The 17,026-nt window shown below is 70.3% G+C and carries 15 protein-coding genes; 7 read left to right on the top strand and 8 right to left on the bottom strand.

Annotation, left to right across the window (positions count from 1 at the left end; translation table 11 throughout):
* The 3 genes from FV229_RS18360 to FV229_RS18350 form a co-directional block, all read right to left on the bottom strand.
* A partial coding sequence (locus FV229_RS18360) for a septal ring lytic transglycosylase RlpA family protein (protein WP_147753342.1) occupies nt 1-792 on the bottom strand: 792 nt, incomplete at its 3' end.
* A gap of 323 nt (nt 793-1,115) precedes the next feature.
* Nucleotides 1,116-1,433, bottom strand: a complete 318-nt coding sequence (locus FV229_RS18355) for a ribbon-helix-helix domain-containing protein (protein WP_147753341.1) — start codon at nt 1,431-1,433, stop codon at nt 1,116-1,118.
* Nucleotides 1,417-2,109 (bottom strand): ParA family protein, encoded by a 693-nt coding sequence (locus FV229_RS18350; protein WP_147753340.1) that lies wholly within the window; start codon nt 2,107-2,109, stop codon nt 1,417-1,419. The genes FV229_RS18355 and FV229_RS18350 overlap by 17 nt, the downstream gene beginning before the upstream one ends.
* Before the next feature lie 540 nt (nt 2,110-2,649).
* Between FV229_RS18350 and FV229_RS18345 the strand changes: the two genes are divergently transcribed.
* Together FV229_RS18345 and FV229_RS18340 are read left to right on the top strand one after the other, a co-directional pair.
* Nucleotides 2,650-3,246 carry a PAS domain-containing protein gene (locus FV229_RS18345; RefSeq protein WP_147753339.1) on the top strand — a complete coding sequence of 199 codons (597 nt, stop codon included), beginning with the start codon at nt 2,650-2,652 and terminating at the stop codon, nt 3,244-3,246.
* An 88-nt stretch (nt 3,247-3,334) separates the two neighbouring features.
* Nucleotides 3,335-4,981: an acyl-CoA synthetase gene (locus FV229_RS18340; RefSeq protein ID WP_147753338.1), complete on the top strand. Its 1,647-nt coding sequence runs from the start codon at nt 3,335-3,337 to the stop codon at nt 4,979-4,981.
* Between the two features lie 37 nt (nt 4,982-5,018).
* Here FV229_RS18340 and FV229_RS18335 read toward each other — a convergent pair whose 3' ends face one another.
* Both FV229_RS18335 and FV229_RS18330 read right to left on the bottom strand, forming a co-directional pair.
* Nucleotides 5,019-7,292, bottom strand: coding sequence for a TonB-dependent siderophore receptor (locus FV229_RS18335; RefSeq protein ID WP_147753337.1), 2,274 nt, complete (start codon nt 7,290-7,292; stop codon nt 5,019-5,021).
* Between the two features lie 240 nt (nt 7,293-7,532).
* The gene (locus FV229_RS18330; protein ID WP_187275190.1) at nt 7,533-8,765 is read right to left on the bottom strand and encodes an alpha/beta hydrolase; all 1,233 of its coding nucleotides are present in this window, start codon (nt 8,763-8,765) and stop codon (nt 7,533-7,535) included.
* Between the two features lie 338 nt (nt 8,766-9,103).
* Between FV229_RS18330 and FV229_RS27495 the strand changes: the two genes are divergently transcribed.
* Nucleotides 9,104-9,265, top strand: a complete 162-nt coding sequence (locus FV229_RS27495) for a hypothetical protein (RefSeq protein ID WP_187273662.1) — start codon at nt 9,104-9,106, stop codon at nt 9,263-9,265.
* A gap of 50 nt (nt 9,266-9,315) precedes the next feature.
* On the opposite strand, the gene FV229_RS18325 is transcribed toward FV229_RS27495, so the two are convergent.
* The gene (locus FV229_RS18325) at nt 9,316-9,831 is read right to left on the bottom strand and encodes a hypothetical protein (RefSeq protein ID WP_147753344.1); all 516 of its coding nucleotides are present in this window, start codon (nt 9,829-9,831) and stop codon (nt 9,316-9,318) included.
* A 157-nt stretch (nt 9,832-9,988) separates the two neighbouring features.
* Nucleotides 9,989-11,104, bottom strand: a complete 1,116-nt coding sequence (locus FV229_RS18320) for a replication protein RepA (RefSeq protein ID WP_147753336.1) — start codon at nt 11,102-11,104, stop codon at nt 9,989-9,991.
* Nucleotides 11,105-11,932: 828 nt separating this feature from the next.
* On the opposite strand from FV229_RS18320, the gene mazG reads away from it, so the two are divergent.
* A complete protein-coding gene (gene mazG, locus FV229_RS18315; protein ID WP_147753335.1) occupies nt 11,933-12,793 on the top strand; it encodes a nucleoside triphosphate pyrophosphohydrolase in 861 nt (286 codons plus the stop codon).
* A 121-nt stretch (nt 12,794-12,914) separates the two neighbouring features.
* On the opposite strand, the gene rimO is transcribed toward mazG, so the two are convergent.
* Nucleotides 12,915-14,273, bottom strand: coding sequence for a 30S ribosomal protein S12 methylthiotransferase RimO (gene rimO, locus FV229_RS18310; protein ID WP_147753334.1), 1,359 nt, complete (start codon nt 14,271-14,273; stop codon nt 12,915-12,917).
* A gap of 325 nt (nt 14,274-14,598) precedes the next feature.
* On the opposite strand from rimO, the gene pabB reads away from it, so the two are divergent.
* The 3 genes from pabB to FV229_RS18295 all read left to right on the top strand — a co-directional run.
* Nucleotides 14,599-15,993, top strand: coding sequence for an aminodeoxychorismate synthase component I (gene pabB / locus FV229_RS18305; RefSeq protein ID WP_246688247.1), 1,395 nt, complete (start codon nt 14,599-14,601; stop codon nt 15,991-15,993).
* 160 nt (nt 15,994-16,153) lie between these two features.
* Nucleotides 16,154-16,774 (top strand): aminodeoxychorismate/anthranilate synthase component II, encoded by a 621-nt coding sequence (locus FV229_RS18300; RefSeq protein ID WP_147753333.1) that lies wholly within the window; start codon nt 16,154-16,156, stop codon nt 16,772-16,774.
* Nucleotides 16,761-17,026: aminotransferase class IV (locus FV229_RS18295; protein ID WP_348644191.1), on the top strand; the 266-nt coding region annotated here is incomplete at its 3' end. The genes FV229_RS18300 and FV229_RS18295, both read left to right, overlap by 14 nt.

Raw genomic sequence — 17,026 nt, 5'->3', positions numbered from 1 at the left:
CACCGGCCGCGGGGCGGGCGCCTCGTCGCGCTCCTCGCGCTCGGGGGCCGGCTTGAACGCCAGCGGCGCCGGCGCCGTCCGCGAGAACCGCTCCGGCTCCTCCGAGGGGCCGAGGTCGGCCACCATCACCGGGGCGCGCCCGCCCGCCGGCACGCCGTCGGTTCGCAGGGTCGCCAGGAGCTTGCGGTCGTCGGAACCGGCGACCGAGGCCTTGCCGAGATAGGCGACGCGCACGCGCGCCGTGCCCTTGTTGTGGAATTCGAGCGCCCGGGCGACCTCCTCCGAGACGTCCATGACGCGGTCGGCGTGATAGGGGCCGCGGTCGTTGACGCGCACCACCATCGAGTAGCCGTTGGCCGTGTTGGTGACGCGGACGTAGCTCGGCAGCGGCAGGGTCGGGTGGGCGGCGGCGATCGAGTGCCGGTCGAACACCTCGCCGTTGGCGGTCATGCGCCCGTGGAAGGCGGCGCCGTACCAGGAGGCCAGCCCCTCGCGGACGTAGCCGCGGGCATCCTCCTTCGGCACGTAGGTGCGGCCGGCGACGACGTAGGGCTTGCCCGAGAAGCGGCGTCCGCCGCCCTTCGGGATCACGTCGCCCTCGTTGTAGAGGCGCGGGCTGGTCTTCACGCCGTATTTCGGGTCGAGCCCGTTGCCGGCGGGGCCGGCGAACTTCTGCGGGTTCGTGCTGCAGTTGGCGGTGGCCAGCGCGATCGCCGAGACCGCGAGCAGGCGCCGCAAGGGGAGCGGGCCGCGGCACGAATCCGGGATTCGAAGAAGCGTCGAACGCGCCATGCCCACCGGATCCGCCTGTACGCCACGTGCCGAGACACCGGCCCGCGGGGAAGCGGTCGCGCCGGAGCATCCGGTTCGCCCCCTGCACAAGGGAACGGCCACCGAACGAACCGACACTTGTCCGAACGCCGTAAAGGAAGCCTGAACGGGCCGGGCGCCGGGGCGTCCGGCTCACGGGATTCACAGGGTTTCGCGCTCCGTCGACGCATGAGGATGCGGCAGCAAAGCGTTGCACTGACATTCAGAAAGCGGGTTCTGGCCCATCGACGGGACCGGTCGGACGTGCCGCCTCGGCCGCGGGGTTACCGGTCAGGCCTCGGATCTCAGCGCGGGAGATGCTCCGAGAGCTGCTCGATCGAGCGGGCGCCGCGCTGCTTGAACAGCAGGTCGAGAGCTTCCAGCATGATCGCGTGCATCTTCGTGCGCTCGGCGTAGGCGAGGTCGCGCAGCTGGTCGTAGACCGGCGGCTCGAGGTAGACCGACATCTGTCGTGCGCGCTCCTTCAGGGTGGCGGGGCCGCGCTTCTGCGGGGCTGCGCCGCGGTCGAGCTGGACGATCTCGGCGGTCTGCGGCGCCCCGCGCGTGGCCGGCGCCGAGGCCGCGACGATCGAGGCGAGGTTCAGCTTAGGCGGCTTCGACATGCTTCACCGCCTTGCCCGAAACAAGCTTGCCCGAGACCGCCTGCCCCGATCCCACCTTGCCCGCCTGGGTGCGCTTCTCGATCCAGGACCAGAGCCGGCGCACCTCGCCCGCCGCCTGCCCCTTCGGGTTGAACTCGGTGACGCCCTGGCCGACGCCGATCGCGTCCTGGTGGTCGGTGCGCGCCACGATGTTGACGTCGGGCAGGATGCCCAGCACCGCGAGGCCGTCGGCCGCGTCGCGGATGCGGTAGGAGCGCGGCGGCGTCTGGTTGAGGACGAAGGCGAACTTCTTCTCGAGCCGGTACACGGCGGCCAGGGTCGGCTTGAAGGCGCGCAGGTCCGCGGGCGTCGGCCGGCACGGGATGATGCAGAGGTCGGCGGCGCGGATCGCCGACAGGGTGCCGGTGGAATCGACGCCGGGCGTGTCGATGAAGACGTAGTCGTAGGACGATTCGCGAAGCTGGTTCATCACCGCGTCGATCTGCGTGGCGTCGATCTGCGCGACCTCGGGGCCCTCCGCGGTGCGGTGGTCGAGCCAATCGGAGATCGTGGCCTGGCGGTCCATCTCCAGGATGCAGACCGAGCGCCCGGCCTCCTGCGCGGCGACCGCGAGCGAGATGCAGAGCGTGCTCTTGCCGCTGCCCCCCTTCTGGGTGACGAAGGTGATCGCTTTCATCGGGTGGTCCTCGGTTCAGGCTTGCCGTGTCCAGGGTTTGTTTCGTCTAAGGCTTGCTTCATCCAAGGCTTGCTTCGTCCAAGGCTTGCTTCGTGCAAGACCCGCTTCGCCCGAGGCTTGCTTTGCCTAGGACTTGCCTGGGTCGAGATCGGCCTGCGGACGTTCCGTTCGCGAGCCGAAGCGAAGTTGCGGCGCACGCGCTCGGAGCAACCTAGCGTCAAGAGACCCGCGCCGAGGCGATGATCCTGTGACCCAGGGATGCCGTGATCCCGATATCGCGTCGATTATGGTTAAGAGGCCGTTAACGCAGGCGCGGGCCGTGCCGCACGGCCGGGCGCCAGCTAAAGATCCGTCGACGCCGCGGCGCAGGGCGGACACGGAACGCGGATCCAAAGCCAACCTCAAGTTCGTTTTGCGGTCCCGGACGTCTTGGCACTTTTCTTAACTCAGGTGATGAATTAGATTGGTTTCCAGCCTCAACGTGGTGGTGGTAAATATACCTCAGGTTTACGTTGTAGAGGATCGGTCTTCAGGAGTTGCATGACACAGGCCCCGCCCCCTCATCCGAACGACGATCTCCGGGCGGTCCTCGATGCCTCCGGCGTCGTCGGCGCCTGGGTGCACGACCACTGGGCGGGGCGCCTCGCGCTGTCGGGCGACTTCGCCGGCCTGCTCGGCCTCGATCCCGAGGTCGCGGCCGCCGGCGTGTCGCTCGGCGCCTTCCTCGACAGGACCCATCCCGAGGACCGCGCCCGGATCGAGAGCTGCCTTCACGCGGCCGGCGAGGTCGGCGGCCCGATCGAGGCCGAGTTCCGCACGCTCGAATCGGAGGTCGGGACGCGCAAGCTCCTGATCCGCGGCCGCGTCGAGCGGAACGCGGCCGACGGGACGGCGCAGGGGCGCGGCATCGTCATCGACACCACCGAGAACCGGTCGGCCGACCTGCGCCAGGCGGAGCGCCTGGTGAACCGCATGGCCGAGCACGTCATCGCGCTGCGCGCGCTGGCCGACGGCCTCGGGCAGGCGAACCTGACCAAGCTGGTCGACGGCCTGATGATCGAGATCGGCTTCGAGCTCGCCAAGTTCCTGCACGAGCCGCACACCCTCGGGCCGGGGCGGGCCGAACGCCACCACTGATCGGAGCGGGTTTCGGTGGGCCGAGGGCCGTTGGACCCCGCAGCCGCGCGCGGTACTGTCCCGGCGACACCTTGGCCCGGAGGCCGCCATGCGCCGCGACACGATCTACGACCGCGACCTCGACCGGAACCCGGCCAACCACCAGCCCCTGACGCCGCTTGGCTACCTCGACCGGGCGGCGCGGGTCTTCCCCGATCAGGTCGCGGTGATCCACGGGTCGCTGCGACGCTCCTACGCCGAGCTCTACGCCCGATGCCGCCGCCTGGCTTCGGCGCTCGCCGCCCACGGGATCGGTCGCGGGGACACCGTCGCGGTGCTGCTCGCCAACACCCCGGCGATGATCGAGTGCCACTACGGCGTGCCGATGGCCGGCGCCGTGCTCAACACCCTCAACACCCGCCTCGACGCGGCGGCGCTGGCCTTCTGCCTCGCGCACGGCGAGGCCAAGGTCCTCGTCGTCGATCGCGAGTTCTCGGGCATCGCACGCGACGCGCTGGCGCAGGCCGGGCGCAGCCTGCTGGTGATCGATGACGACGACCCGGAATATGCCGGCGCCGGCGAGGCCCTCGGCACCTGCGACTACGAGGCGTTCCTCGCGAAGGGCGATCCCGAGCACGACTGGGCGATGCCCGACGACGAGTGGGACGCGATCAGCCTGAACTACACCTCCGGCACCACCGGCGACCCGAAGGGCGTGGTCTACCACCACCGCGGCGCGGCCCTGCTTTCGCTCGGCAACGTCGTCACGGGGGCCTTGGGGCAGCACCCCGTCTATCTCTGGACGCTGCCGATGTTCCACTGCAACGGCTGGTGCTTCCCGTGGACGCTGTCGATCGTGGCCGGCACCCATGTCTGCCTGCGCCAGGTCCGGGCTGGGGCGATGTACGCGCTGATGGCCGAGCACGGCGTCACCCACCTGTGCGGCGCGCCGATCGTGATGCAGCTCCTGATCAACGCGTCCGACGCCGAGCGCCGGCCCCTGCCCCACCGGGTCGCGTTCTTCACCGCCGCCGCCCCCCCACCGGAGGCGGTGCTGGCGGGCATGCGCGAGGCGGGCTTCGCCGTCACCCACCTCTACGGGTTGACCGAGAGCTACGGCCCGGCGGTCGTCAACGCCTGGCACGCCGAATGGGACGACCTCCCGGCCGACGCCCAAGCCGCGAAGAAGGCGCGCCAGGGCGTGCGCTATCCCGTGCTCGAGGGCCTCGACGTGCGCGACCCCGAGACCCTCGAATCCGTGCCCGCCGACGGCAAAACGATGGGCGAGGTGATGATGCGCGGCAACGTGGTGATGCGCGGCTACCTCAAGAACCCGGCCTCCACCGAGGCGGCGTTCCGAGGCGGCTGGTTCCACACCGGCGACCTGGGCGTGAAGCACGCGGACGGCTACGTGCAGCTCAAGGACCGCTCGAAGGACATCATCATCTCGGGCGGCGAGAACATCTCCTCGATCGAGGTCGAGGACGCGCTGTTCAAGCACCCGGCGGTCGCCGCCGCGGCGGTCGTCGCCAAGCCCGACGACAAGTGGGGCGAGACGCCGTGCGCCTTCGTCGAGCTGAAGGAGGGCGCGTCGGCCGACGCCGACGACCTGATCCGCTGGTGCCGCGGCCGGCTCGCCGCCTACAAGATGCCCCGGACCATCGTGTTCGGCGAGCTGCCCAAGACCTCCACCGGCAAGGTGCAGAAGTACCTGCTGCGAGAGCGCGCGCGCGCGGGGTCGGAGCAGGAATCGTAGCCGGCGACGCGGGCGGCGCGCGCCGCCCGCGCGGGGATCACCACTTGTAGGCGAGGCTCGCCACCACGCGGCGGGCGTCGCCGTAGAAGCACGAGAAGGACGACTGGCAGGAGGAGACGAAACGGCGATCCGCGATGTTGGTCGCGTTGACGGCCAGCCGCCACCGGTCCCAGTTGTAGTGCACCTGCGCATCGAACAGGACGTATTCCGGCACCCGCAAGGTGTTGGCCGTGTCGGCGTAGGATCGACCGACGTAGCGCACGCCGCCGCCGAAGCCGAAGCCGCGCCATTCGCCGGCGGGAATGGTGTAATCCAGGAACAGCGAGGCGAAGTTCTCGGGAATGTTCACCGGCACCTTGCCGAGGGTGGTCGGGTCGGCGCTCTTCTCCGTGGTCAAGCCGTAGACGGTGTAGGCGGCGACCGCGTTCAACCCTTCCGCGAGGGTCGCGGTGAACTGCGCCTCGAAGCCCGTGGAACGGACCTGTCCGATCTGGGATGAGAAGAAGGTGTTCGGAACAGGCGTCTGCACGTTCTGGCGATGGATGTCGAAGCCGGCCAGCGTCAGGAAATAGCCCGCACCCGGCGGCTCGAACTTGACGCCGCCTTCGATCTGGTCGCCGGTCTCCGGCTTGAAGGCCTGATTGTTGATGTCGGTGCCGAGCAGCGGCTGGAACGAGGTCGAGTAGCTGACGTAGGGCGCCAACCCGAAATCGTAGTTGTAGATCAACGCCGTGCGATAGGTGAAGGCGCTGTCGCTGCGGCCGTTGCTGCCGGCCCCGGCAGTGAGCTTGTCGACCACCCGGTTGTCGGCGAAGTCCTGTCGGCCGCCGAGGACGAGGGTCAGGCGATCCGTGAGCTTGATCTGGTCCTGGAAGTACAGGCCGAGCTGCGTGAAGGAATCCGCGTTGACGAGGTAGGGCGAGGGGCGGCCTGTCGCCGGTCCGTAGGTCGGGTTGATGATGCTGATGTCGGGGACGGCGTAACCTGCCGCGAAGTTGGTGCCCTGGTTGTCGTGCAACTGGAAATTCTTGTAATCGAGGCCGATCAGCAGGTCGTGCTTGAAGATTCCGTCGAAGAAGCGCGCCTCGGCCTGGTTGTCGACCTGGAACAGCCCGATCTTGCTCGACGTCAGGAACTGGTAGCGCGCAAGCCGGGTCTCTGCGGCGTTGCTGTAGCCGAGCTGGCCGATATCCGAGTTCTGGAAGCTTTCGCTGAACGAGTAGCGCAGGTTCTGGCGGATGGTCCACGTCTCGTCGAAGGCGTGCTCGAACTCGTAGCCGGCAAAAGCCTGCTGCCGTCGGAAGGTGTTGAAGCCGGCGTCACCCAGATTGAGCGAGCGCGGGATGTACAGGCCCGACAGGTTCCGACGCACGGTGCCGGAGTAGGGCAGGAAGTTCGCGGTGACGGCCGTGTTGTCGTACTGGTAGCTCGTCAGCACCGTGAGCTTTGTCGCCCCGTCCGGCTTGTAGGTGAAGGCCGGTGCGATGTAGCCGCGGTCCTCGGGAGCGCCGTCGACCTGGGTGCCGCCGGAGCGGCCGAAGCCGGTGAGCCGATAGAACCAGTGGCCGGACTCGTCGGCCGGGCCGCCGACGTCGAAGGCGGCGTATTTCTGATCGAACGAGCCGCCGCCGACCTCGACGTAGCCGAACGGATCCAGCGGCGGCCGCTTCGTGATCTGGTTGATGATGCCGCCGGGCGAGCCCGCGCCGAACAGCACCGCGGCCGGCCCGCGCAGGATCTCGATCCGCTCCAGGCCGAAGGTCTCGGCCTTGAAGGTCCCGAAGCCGTAGTTCAGGAGCTGCAGCCCGTCACGGTAGATGCCGTAATCGCTCGCGACGAAGCCGCGGATGGTGAAGTAATCCACGCGGGAATCGGCGCCGAAGGTGCCGGAATAGACGCCGGCGACGTACTGCGTCGCCTGGGTCAGGGTCTGGGCCTTCTGCGCATCGATCTGCTCGCGACCGACGACGCTGATCGATTGCGGCGTCTCGATCAGGGGCGTGTTGGTCTTGGTGGCGGTGGCCGAGCGGGTCGCGACGTAGCCGTCCACCGGCCCGGTCGGGCTCTCGATCGCACGCGCGCCGACGCCGGAAGCCACGGGCGACGCCGGGCCGGCGCGGCCTTCCACCGTCAGCGTCTCGAGCTGCACGCTCGCCTCGGCGGGCGGGTTGCCGACGCCGCGGCGCGGCGCGGTCGCCTCCTGCGCCTGCGCGGGGGCCGACGGGACGAGGGGCGCCAGCGCGAACAGCGAGGCGCCGGCCAGCACGAGACTGCGCAGGTCCGGAGTTGGGCGGAGGGCGGAACGACACATGGGACTGAGGGGCCTTGCCAGGATGCGGACAGCAGGGGTCAATCGCTGCGAAACAGGCTTCGCGGCGTTGTTTGGAATTATGCTAAACTGATGTTCTAATTGGCTTTTCTGGATCTTCGTTACGGCCAGGGCCTGGCGCGCACAAGGCCTCGGCGGACGGATGCGCCCGCCTGTGGCCTGCACGCCACGGTTGGTTCCGGCACCGCGGGCTTCGCTCGGTTCGATCGGTCTCGACCGGCCTCAGCGCGGGCGCGCGGCGATCCAGCCGATCAGCGCGTCGGCGACCGCGTCGCTGTTCTTCTCCAGCATCATCATGTGGCCGTTGCCGCGCAGGCCCGCCTCGGCGAGCTTGAGGCTGTCGGGCCGGGCGCCGGCCTGGGCGAGGAAGGCGGTGGTGCAGTCGTCGACGGCCGTGCGGAACGAAGCCTCGGCGGTGACGATCACCGCGGGCACGCGGGCGAGGTTCGGGAGGCTGCGCACCGGCTCGCCCTGAAGCCAGCAGCGGATCCGCCCCTCGGCCGCGGGCGCCTTGGCCTGCATCACCACGAGATCCTCGGGCGACTTCACCGGCGGGTCGAAGGTCAGCGGCACGCGGGTGATGCCGTAGGCGCGGGCGCGCCCGTCGCCCGACTTCTCGTAGAAGTCCTTGCCGCCGCGCAGGCGCACGTCGAAGAAGGGCGGCCCGTTCGGCTCGACCGCGACGTGCGCCTTCACGAGGTCGGGCCGCGCGTCCGAGACCGCCCAGCCGAACAGCCCGGCCTGGCCGTGGGTGACGAGCACCGCGGGCCCGATCTTGTCCAGCAGGGCGATCAGCGCCGGGTCGACCAGCTCCTCGGTCTGCTGCGCGCCGGCGAGGTAGGGCACCTGGCTCGCGAAGAACTGGTCGAAGGCGGCGTTCCCCTGCACCCCGGGGCCGCCCGGCCACTGGGTGTGGAGCTTGGCCTGCGGGAACAGGTCGTAGAGCTCCTGGGCGGTGTAGGTCTCCTCCAGGGCGCGGGTGGAGAACCGGGCGTAGGGGCCGTAGACCTCCGGGTTGGTGCCGGAGCGGCCGCGGCCGACCTGGTCGACGATGTAGACCGCAAACCCCTTCTCGACGAAGCGCTGGGCCCAGCCGGGCCGGCCGTCCGGCGTGCCGAGGAAGTTGACCCCGGTCTGCGAGATGCCGTGGACCATCACCACCGGCCAGGGCTGCGTGACGGTGGCGGGCCGCCGCGACTGCACGAACATCTGGCCGACCATCACGGTCTTGTCGGCGACGCGCTCGTAGCGGCCGCCGACGTAGAAGTAGCCCGCCACCGTCGGAGGCCCGCCGGCTGGGGCGTCCTCGGTGGCGGACGATGGCGCCGGCGCCAGGAGGGCGGCGAGGCTCGCGACGAGGGCCGCCGCGAGCCGCGCCCGGTGCCGGCTCGACCGCTTGCGCACCACCTGCCCTGCGCGCGCGCCGTGCCGTGAAATGCCTTGCGTGGCGACCATGCCGTCCTCCCGCCGAGGCCCTGCCCTCGCCGGGCGGCTTATCGCGGGATTTGCCGCGATGGACCAGCCGTGCGGCGCCGCACCCGACCGGTTCGACCCGGAATTTCGCGCGCCGACACCTCGATGGCGGCCAGCGTCGGCGCGAACCTGGGGGCGAACCGGAGAACGTTCACGAATTCTCCATCCTCGTTGCGTTTCATGCAGGTCTCGCGTGCGGTGGCGCACGAGGATTGATTAAAGCGCATGACTGCCACCGCCCGCGCCCCGGTGGTGCCCCGCGAAGGCGAGGCCCACATCTGACGGGAACGCAAACCTCTCCCCCACCAGGATTTTTCGCCGTGGACGTCGCGACCGCCAAGACCCTCGTCTCCGCCATGCTGGTCGGCGCCATCGTGGTGTTCAGCATCGTCTCCCTGCGGATGTTCGTGCTGGAGGTCGGGCGGGATCTCCGCTCCGCCCGGGCGCAGCGCGCCGCCTCCGGTCGCGACACCGTCGCGTAGGGCCGGACCGGGCGCGGCTTCGCCCGCACCTCATCCTTACCCTGCCCCGCCTACTCCGCCCCGAGTGCCGGCGCGTAGACCGCGTCGCCCAGGCGCCGCAGCGGGCCGTGCGGCCCCGAGCGCTTCCACAACCGGGTGTTCAGCGCCGCGACCGGGTCCTGGCCGGGGACCGCGAACCCCTCGGCGACGAGCGCCTCCAGGATTTCGCCCGCATGCATCGGCCGGCCGGCCCGCACGAGGATGCCGCAGGCGGCCTCGATCAGGGCGCGGCCGTAGCGGCGCGCGCCTGCCGGATCGACCTCGAAGGCGACGGGCACCCGCTGCGGCGGCTCAGGCGCGGCCGGCATGGTTCGGATGGCGGCCGGCGCGCGCGGCGAGACCGCCTCGGGCGGTTCGTGCAGCTCCGAGGCTCGCTCCTCGGACTGGGCCGGCGCCGGGCCAGCGCCGCGCAGGCGCCGGCCGAGCTCGAGATACAGGACGTGGTCGGCGATCTCGCGATCGAGGGCCTCGCGCCGACGGCGCAGGTCCGCCAGACGCGCCTCGATCTCCGCTTCCGACAATTCCATCACGCCCTGCGCTTTCCTTCCAATGGAAGAAATGGAATATCATCGTTCCCAGATGGAAGGAAGATGCAGAGGCGGCGGCAGCTCGCGACGCTTCAGGGAATGGAACGCTCGTTCCCAACGACGGAGGATCTCGTACTTTGGAATAAGCAGGTATTCCTTATAGGGATCCCTCTTTCCCTGCCTGCATCTTCCGTATTCCCTTGCGGGGCGGAACGAGGAGCATGCCGGGATCGGCCGGCTGCAGGGTCATGCCGCCGTCGTCGAGGGCGACCGGCAGCTTGGGAAACACCTCGCACAGATGCGCGACGTCGGTCTTGAACGCCTGACGGAAGCTGCGGATGCAGGCGTTCTCGGCGCCGAACTGCCCGTGCAGGTTCGTCCAGGTGAGCCGCAGGGGTCGCTGCAGGGCGCGCAGGCGGTAGCCGACCCAGAACAGCAGGTCCAGCTTGCGCGCGGAGCCGGAGAAGGCCCGCGCCGCCCGGATGTCGACGGGCAGGGCGTGCCGGATCAGGTTGTCGTAGAAGTCCTGGTGGAACTGCACGGTGCGGGACCAGGCCGCGCCCTCCCCGTCCCTCGCCCCCTCCCGCGCGCTCGGGCGCCACAGGTCGAGGCTGCGGAACGGCGGCACGTTGAGGGTGCTGGCCTGGTCGTGCCCGTCCCACAGGCCGATCTGCATCGAGCAGGCGGCGAGCCGGTTGAGCTGTTCCTTGAACTGCCGGATCGTGCCGCGCTCGCCGCCGGTGACGGCGAACCCCATCTCGCGCATGAAGCCGGACAGGGAATCGGCGACCTCGATGGTCGGGCTGCGCTGGCGCACGGCCTCGGTGCAGAGGTGGAGCAGCACGAGCCGCGCCTTCGGGCCGTAGGGCAGGCCCTGCGGCTCCATCTCGCCGGTGACCGGGCTCTTCAGCCGGCCGGCGACGAGGTTGAGCGAGTTGCGCCCGTAATCGCGGGAGAACTCCCGCACCGGGCCGGGATCGCGATAGGGCAGGCCGCACAAGGCCAGCACCGAATGGATGTGCTGGAGGTTCTCCGGCACGGTCGGCTGGTTCTCGATCACCTCGCGCACCGCGTCGCGCCGGCGCTGGTCCCGCCCCATCCCGGCTCGCCGCCCGGCGACCGCGCCCTGGGCCGAGGCCTCCGCGTCGCGGACCTGCTGCCGGTGGAGGATGTGCTCGACGATCTGGGCGAACAGGAAGCCGCCACGCGCCGCCTCGACCTCCGCGCGGAGGTCGGCGTCGCGGATGCCGGCCAGTCTGTCCTCGATCCCCATGCGTGTCGTCCGAAAACTCCGCGACCGCACCGTGGGCGGACCATCCCTCCCGGCTCCGCCGCAAGCGGCAGCCCGAGCGCCCGGCAGGGTCCTGCGAGGCGCGGGCCGTGATGGCACGATTCACCGGCCCGGAGTCTCCCGCCGGGCCGGAGTCCTTCGGGGGCAGGGCGGTTATCCCGGCAATCCACGCTTCCCCTCCCCTCGGCCGTCCTCTCTCCGGCTTTCCGCACGGCATCCGGTGCGCGGGGGTGTCTCGAGGCCTCGTACGCAGAGTTCGATGCGCTTCCGCGACGGGCCGCCGACCACGCAGAGTTCGATACGCGCCGGAGCTTGCGACTTGTCCCCGTTCCTCACCGGAAAACCGGCCGGATCACGCCGAATCGCATGCGGATCCGCGCAGACTCCGATGCGGCGCCACGGGAATCCCGCGCAGAGTTCGATGCGATCCCACGCAGAGTCGAATGCGGAACCACGCAGAGTCGGATGCGAGAACCTGGGTCAAACCCCTGTCGGGGTAGCGTTTTTCGCTACCCCTTATAACCTTCAGAATAGACTCTCTGAGAATCCTTACTGATAGTCTTCCTAGGGCGTTTTCGCGTCGTCCGCTTCGACGAACGATCCGTCACCCTCAGAATGTCCACTTGGAAGATAGGGAATATGACGCCTTTGTCCCCATAGGAGCGGCTGAGCCGGACGAAACGGGTAGGCGGATCGGCGCAGCGAAGGGTCATCGCAGCAGGCCGATAAGCGGAGGTGATTTCACGACCGTGCCAGTCTACCCCTGCCCCGTCGGGGTCGGACGGGCCGTCCCCTCGGGAGCCCTGACGCATGGTCGAATCGCCACTCGACGCCTTGAGGCGGGTGATGGCCGAGCTGCGCGATCCCGAGCGCGGCTGCGCCTGGGATGTCGCCCAGACCTCGGCGAGCATCGCGCCCTACGCCCTGGAGGAGGCCTACGAGGTCGTCGACGCGATCGCCCGAAACGACCTGGGCGACCTGCGCGAAGAACTCGGCGACCTGCTGCTGCAGGTGGTGTTCCACGCCCGGATGGCCGAGGAGGCCGGCGCCTTCGATCTCGACGACGTGGCTCGGTCGATCGTGGCGAAGCTGGTGCGCCGCCACCCGCACGTGTTCGAGCCAGGCGGCGCCCTGCTCCCCGTCGGCAGCCCGCGCCGGGCCGCAAGCGCCGTCGAGGCGCAGTGGCAGGCGATCAAGGCGGCCGAGCGCGCGGCCAAAAATGCGGCCAAGGGCGCGGCCAAGAGCGCAGGCAAGCCGTCTCCTGCCCCCGAGGGTCCCCTCGACGGCGTCGCCGGGACGCTGCCGGCCCTGACGCGGGCGGAGAAGATCTCGCGGCGGGCGGCCGGCTACGGCTTCGATTGGGCGGATGCGGCGGACGTGGTCGCCAAGGTCCACGAGGAGGCCGACGAGGTCGCCGAGGCGCTGGCCGGGGGCGACACGCAGGCGGTGGCCGAGGAGGTCGGCGACCTGCTGTTCTCGGTGGCCAACCTCGCCCGGCACGCCGGAATCGACCCGGAGGCGGCGCTGCGGGCCGGCAACGACAAGTTCGTGCGCCGCTTCACCGCCATGGCCGCCCGGATCGAGGCCGAGGGTGGAACCCTGTCGGACGCCGACCTCGCGGCGATGGAGGCGGCCTGGATCGCGGTGAAGCAGGCCGAGCGCAAGACCTGATCCTGGATCCGGGATACCAAAGGGATCATCCCTTTGGCGGGTGTCGGGCGGAGCCCGACGAACCACCCCCAGGACATCGCCCTGGACCCACGAAAGGGATGATCCCTTTCGAAAACCGATCTTAGACGACGCTGCCGCGCAGGTCGTAGGCGTCGGCCGCCTCGATCTTCACGGTGACGACGTCGCCCTGGCGCACCGGCCGGCGGCTGGTGACGTGGACGCTGCCGTCGATCTCGGGCGCGTCGTATTTCGAGCGGCCCTTGATGCCGTCGGCGCCCACCGTGTCGATGATCACGGGCAGGCGCTTGCCGATGCGCGCCTTCTGCAGGCGCAGCGAGACAATCTGCTGCGCTTCCATGAAGCGGCGCTTGCGCTCCAACTGCAATTCAGGCGGCACCGCCTCGCCTACCGTGTTGGCGATGGCACCCGTCACCGGCTCGTAGGTGAAGCAGCCGACGCGCTCGAGCTTGGCTTCCTTGATCCAGTCGAGCAGCTCCGAGAACTCGGCCTCGGTCTCGCCGGGGAAGCCGACGATGAAGGTCGAGCGGATCGCCAGGTCCGGGCAGGTCTCGCGCCAGCGCCGGATGCGTTCGAGCTGGCGCTCCTGGTTGCCCGGGCGGCGCATGCGCTTGAGCACGGTCGGCGAGGCGTGCTGCAGCGGCATGTCGAGATAGGGAAGGACCTTGCCCTCCGCCATCAGCGGGATCACCTCGTCGACATGCGGGTAGGGGTAGACGTAGTGCAGCCGCACCCAGGCGCCGAGCTCGCCGAGTTCTTTGGCGAGGTCGTAGAACTTCGCCCGCACCGTGCGGTCCCGCCACGGGCTCTCGGCGTAGCGGATGTCGACGCCGTAGGCGCTGGTGTCCTGCGAGACGACGAGCAGCTCCTTCACGCCGGCCTTCACCAGCTTCTCCGCCTCGCGCAGCACGTCGCCGGCCGGCCGGCTGACGAGGTCGCCGCGGAGCGACGGGATGATGCAGAAGGTGCAGCGGTTGTTGCAGCCCTCCGAAATCTTCAGGTAGGCGTAGTGCCGGGGGGTCAGCTTGACGCCCTGCGGCGGCACCAGGTCGAGGAACGGGTCGTGGGCCGGCGGCACCGCCTCGTGGACGGCGGCCACCACCGATTCGTAGGCCTGCGGCCCCGTCACCGCGAGCAGGTTCGGATATTTTTCGCGAATTTCCTCCGGTTGCGCACCCATGCAGCCGGTGACGATGACCCGGCCGTTCTCAGCCATCGCCTCGCCGATCGCGGCGAGCGACTCGGCTTTCGCCGAATCGAGGAAGCCGCAGGTGTTGACGATGATCACGTCCGCCCCGTCATGGCGGCGGGCGAGCTCGTAGCCCTCGGCCCGCAGGTGCGTCAGGATCCGCTCGGAATCGACCAGCGCCTTCGGGCAGCCGAGCGAGACGAACGAGATTTTTGGCGCGCCGAGTGTCTTGGCCGTGACCTTCGGATCGGACGGAAGTGCGGATGCGGTCATGCTGCCTTCGTGCGGCGTGGACGCCGCCAGGTCGAACGCTTCGAGGATCCCGGGTCTTCGGGGCCGGCTGGTCTTCGGGGCCGGCGCGTCGTCGGACCCGGATTGTCGTGATGCGTCATCGCTATAGCGGGATCGCGCAGGACGCGCGAGCCCCGCGCCGCCACCGGGAGGGATTGCGTCCGGCGCATCGGTCGCGAAACCCTGCGGCATCGGCTGCGGCTTCCCAGGGGCAACCGCCTGTGCGAGGCCTTCGCACTTGAACCGACGGGCCGGCACCCGGCACTCCACACCCATGGCCCTCGAACCGGACGTGACAGCGCAGGATATGGCGGCGCAACAGATCTGGACCCGGGAGATCCCGTTCGTCGACCCCGTCGCGGCGGCGATGCGGCTGCGGCGCTGGCCCGGCCTCGCCTTCCTCGACAGCGCGATGCGGCACGACACCCTCGGCCGGGTCTCGATCCTGGCGGCCGACCCCTTCGCCCGCTTCCGTTTTCGCGACGGCCGCGCCACGCTCGACGGGCGGCCGGTGCCGGGCGGGCCGATGGCGGCCCTGCGCGCCTGCCTCGCGCCCTATCGGCTCGAAGCGGAATCCGGCGAGACGTTCTCCGGCGGCGCGATCGGCTACTGCGCCTACGATCTCGGGCAGGCGCTGGAGCGCGTGGTCGCGCCCGCCCGCCGGGCCGGGCTGACGGACGACGCCGCCTTCGACCTCCACGACGTCGCGCTCACCGTCGACCACGGCGCCGGCACCTGTCGCCTGGCCGCCACCGGGTTCCCGGAGACCGATCCGGCCCGGCGCGAGGCGCGGGCGCGGGTGCGTCTCGCGGCCTTCGCCGACTGCCTGGCAGGGGCGGCGCCGGAACCCGCCGTCCCGCCCGCATCCGCCGCGCCGCCGACCTGGCACTCGAACTTCACGCGCGCGGGCTACGAGGCGGCGGTCGAGCGGGTGCGCGACTACATCCGCGCCGGCGACATCTACCAGGCCAACATCGCCCAGCGCTTCACCGCCGCCCTGCCCCAAGACTTCGACCGGTTCGCGTTCTACCGCGCCTTGCGCGAGACCAACCCGGCGACCTTCGGCGCCTACCTCGAGTTCGACGGGCTGACCGTCGCGTCGAGTTCGCCCGAGCGCTTCCTCAAGCTCGAGGCCGGCCAGGTCGAGACCCGGCCGATCAAGGGCACGCTCGCGCGCAGCGACGACCCGGTCGAGGATGCAGCCCGCGCCGCGCGGCTGCTCGGCGATCCGAAGGAGCGCGCCGAGAACACCATGATCGTGGACCTGCTGCGCAACGACCTGTCCCGGGTCTGCGCGCCGGGCAGCGTGCGGGTGCCGGTGCTGTGCGGGCTGGAATCCTATGCCGGCATCCACCATCTCGTCTCTGTCGTCACGGGCACCCTGCGCGACGGCCTCGACGGCTTCGACCTGCTCGAGAGGACGTTTCCCGGCGGCTCGATCACCGGCGCGCCGAAGCTCAGGGCCATGGACATCATCACCGAGATCGAGGGCGACGCGCGCGAGCTCTATTGCGGGGCCATCGGCCGGATCGGGTTCGACGGGTCGATCGACACTTCGATCGCGATCCGCACCGTGTTCATGGACGCGACGACGGCCGTGCTCCAGGCCGGCGGCGGCGTCACGCTGCTCTCGGACCCGTCGGCCGAGTACGACGAGACCCTGACCAAGGCCGCGCGCGTGTTCCAGGCGTTCGAGGCATGAGCGCGCCCGGCCGATCCCGGGCCGGCCGGATGGCGGGCCGCTCGCCGGCCGCCGGCCACCCCAAGACTCCCGACCGAAGGTCGGCAAGCGCGATCGCGCGTCGCCGCGGGTGCGGCGGACGCCCTCGGCCGACCACGGCCGCGGGCCACCGAGAACGTCCATGATCCTCGTCGTCGACAACTACGATTCGTTCGTCTTCAACGTCGTGCGCTACTTCGAGGAGCTCGGCGAGACCGTGCGCGTGGTGCGCAACGACGCCCTCGACGTGGACGGCATCCGCGCGCTGGCCCCCGAGGCCCTGGTGATCTCGCCCGGGCCGTGCACGCCGGCCGAGGCCGGGATCTCGCTGCCGGCGATCCGCGCGCTGTCAGGGCAGATGCCGATCCTCGGGGTCTGCCTCGGGCACCAGGCGATCGGCGCGGCCTTCGGCGGCAGCGTCGAGCGGGCGCAGAAGCCGCTGCACGGGCAGGCGACGCCGGTGACGCATATGGGCGAGCGCTTGTTCGCCGGGCTTCCGGCCGGGATGCAGGTCGGGCGCTACCACTCCCTCGTGGTGGCGCCGCGGCCGGCCATGGCGGCCAACCTCACCGTCGACGCGCGCTCGGCCGAGGGCGAGGTGATGGCCCTGTCGCATCGCCGCCACCCGACCTACGGCATCCAGTTCCACCCGGAATCGGTGCTCACCGAGAACGGCCACGCGATCTTCTCGAACTTCCTCGGGCTCGCCCGCGGCTGGCGGGCGCGGGGCCCCTCGGGGGAGGGCCATGATGCTGTGGCATGACGGGCGCCTGAGCGACGGCACCACCCTGCCCTTCGACCTCACCGATCGCGGCTTGACCCTGGCCGACGGCGTCTTCGACACGGCCCTGGCGCTCGCCGGCCGCGTCGCCTTCGCGGAAGCGCACGTCGCCCGCCTCGTCGCCTCGGTCGCGGCGCTGGGCTTCCCGGTCTGCCCCGAGGCGGTCGAGACGGCGATGCGGGCCCTCGCCGCGACCGGCGGGCGCCTGGCGATCCGCACCACCGTGACCCGCGG

Origin of the sequence: Methylobacterium sp. WL120, from assembly GCF_008039465.1 — a bacterium.
Lineage (GTDB): Bacteria > Pseudomonadota > Alphaproteobacteria > Rhizobiales > Beijerinckiaceae > Methylobacterium > Methylobacterium cerastii.
The sequence above is the reverse complement of the archived record's forward strand: the minus strand, read 5'-3'. Positions and strand labels throughout refer to the sequence as shown.

Coding starts and splice junctions, on each gene's coding strand:
- FV229_RS18355 (WP_147753341.1), bottom strand. CDS start 1,433: ATGTCGAAGCCGCCTAAGCTGAACCTCGCCTCGATCGTCGCGGCCTCG.
- FV229_RS18350 (WP_147753340.1), bottom strand. CDS start 2,109: ATGAAAGCGATCACCTTCGTCACCCAGAAGGGGGGCAGCGGCAAGAGC.
- FV229_RS18345 (WP_147753339.1), top strand. CDS start 2,650: ATGACACAGGCCCCGCCCCCTCATCCGAACGACGATCTCCGGGCGGTC.
- FV229_RS18340 (WP_147753338.1), top strand. CDS start 3,335: ATGCGCCGCGACACGATCTACGACCGCGACCTCGACCGGAACCCGGCC.
- FV229_RS18335 (WP_147753337.1), bottom strand. CDS start 7,292: ATGTGTCGTTCCGCCCTCCGCCCAACTCCGGACCTGCGCAGTCTCGTG.
- FV229_RS18330 (WP_187275190.1), bottom strand. CDS start 8,765: ATGGTCGCCACGCAAGGCATTTCACGGCACGGCGCGCGCGCAGGGCAG.
- FV229_RS18325 (WP_147753344.1), bottom strand. CDS start 9,831: ATGGAATTGTCGGAAGCGGAGATCGAGGCGCGTCTGGCGGACCTGCGC.
- FV229_RS18320 (WP_147753336.1), bottom strand. CDS start 11,104: ATGGGGATCGAGGACAGACTGGCCGGCATCCGCGACGCCGACCTCCGC.
- mazG (WP_147753335.1), top strand. CDS start 11,933: ATGGTCGAATCGCCACTCGACGCCTTGAGGCGGGTGATGGCCGAGCTG.
- rimO (WP_147753334.1), bottom strand. CDS start 14,273: ATGACCGCATCCGCACTTCCGTCCGATCCGAAGGTCACGGCCAAGACA.
- pabB (WP_246688247.1), top strand. CDS start 14,599: ATGGCGGCGCAACAGATCTGGACCCGGGAGATCCCGTTCGTCGACCCC.
- FV229_RS18300 (WP_147753333.1), top strand. CDS start 16,154: ATGATCCTCGTCGTCGACAACTACGATTCGTTCGTCTTCAACGTCGTG.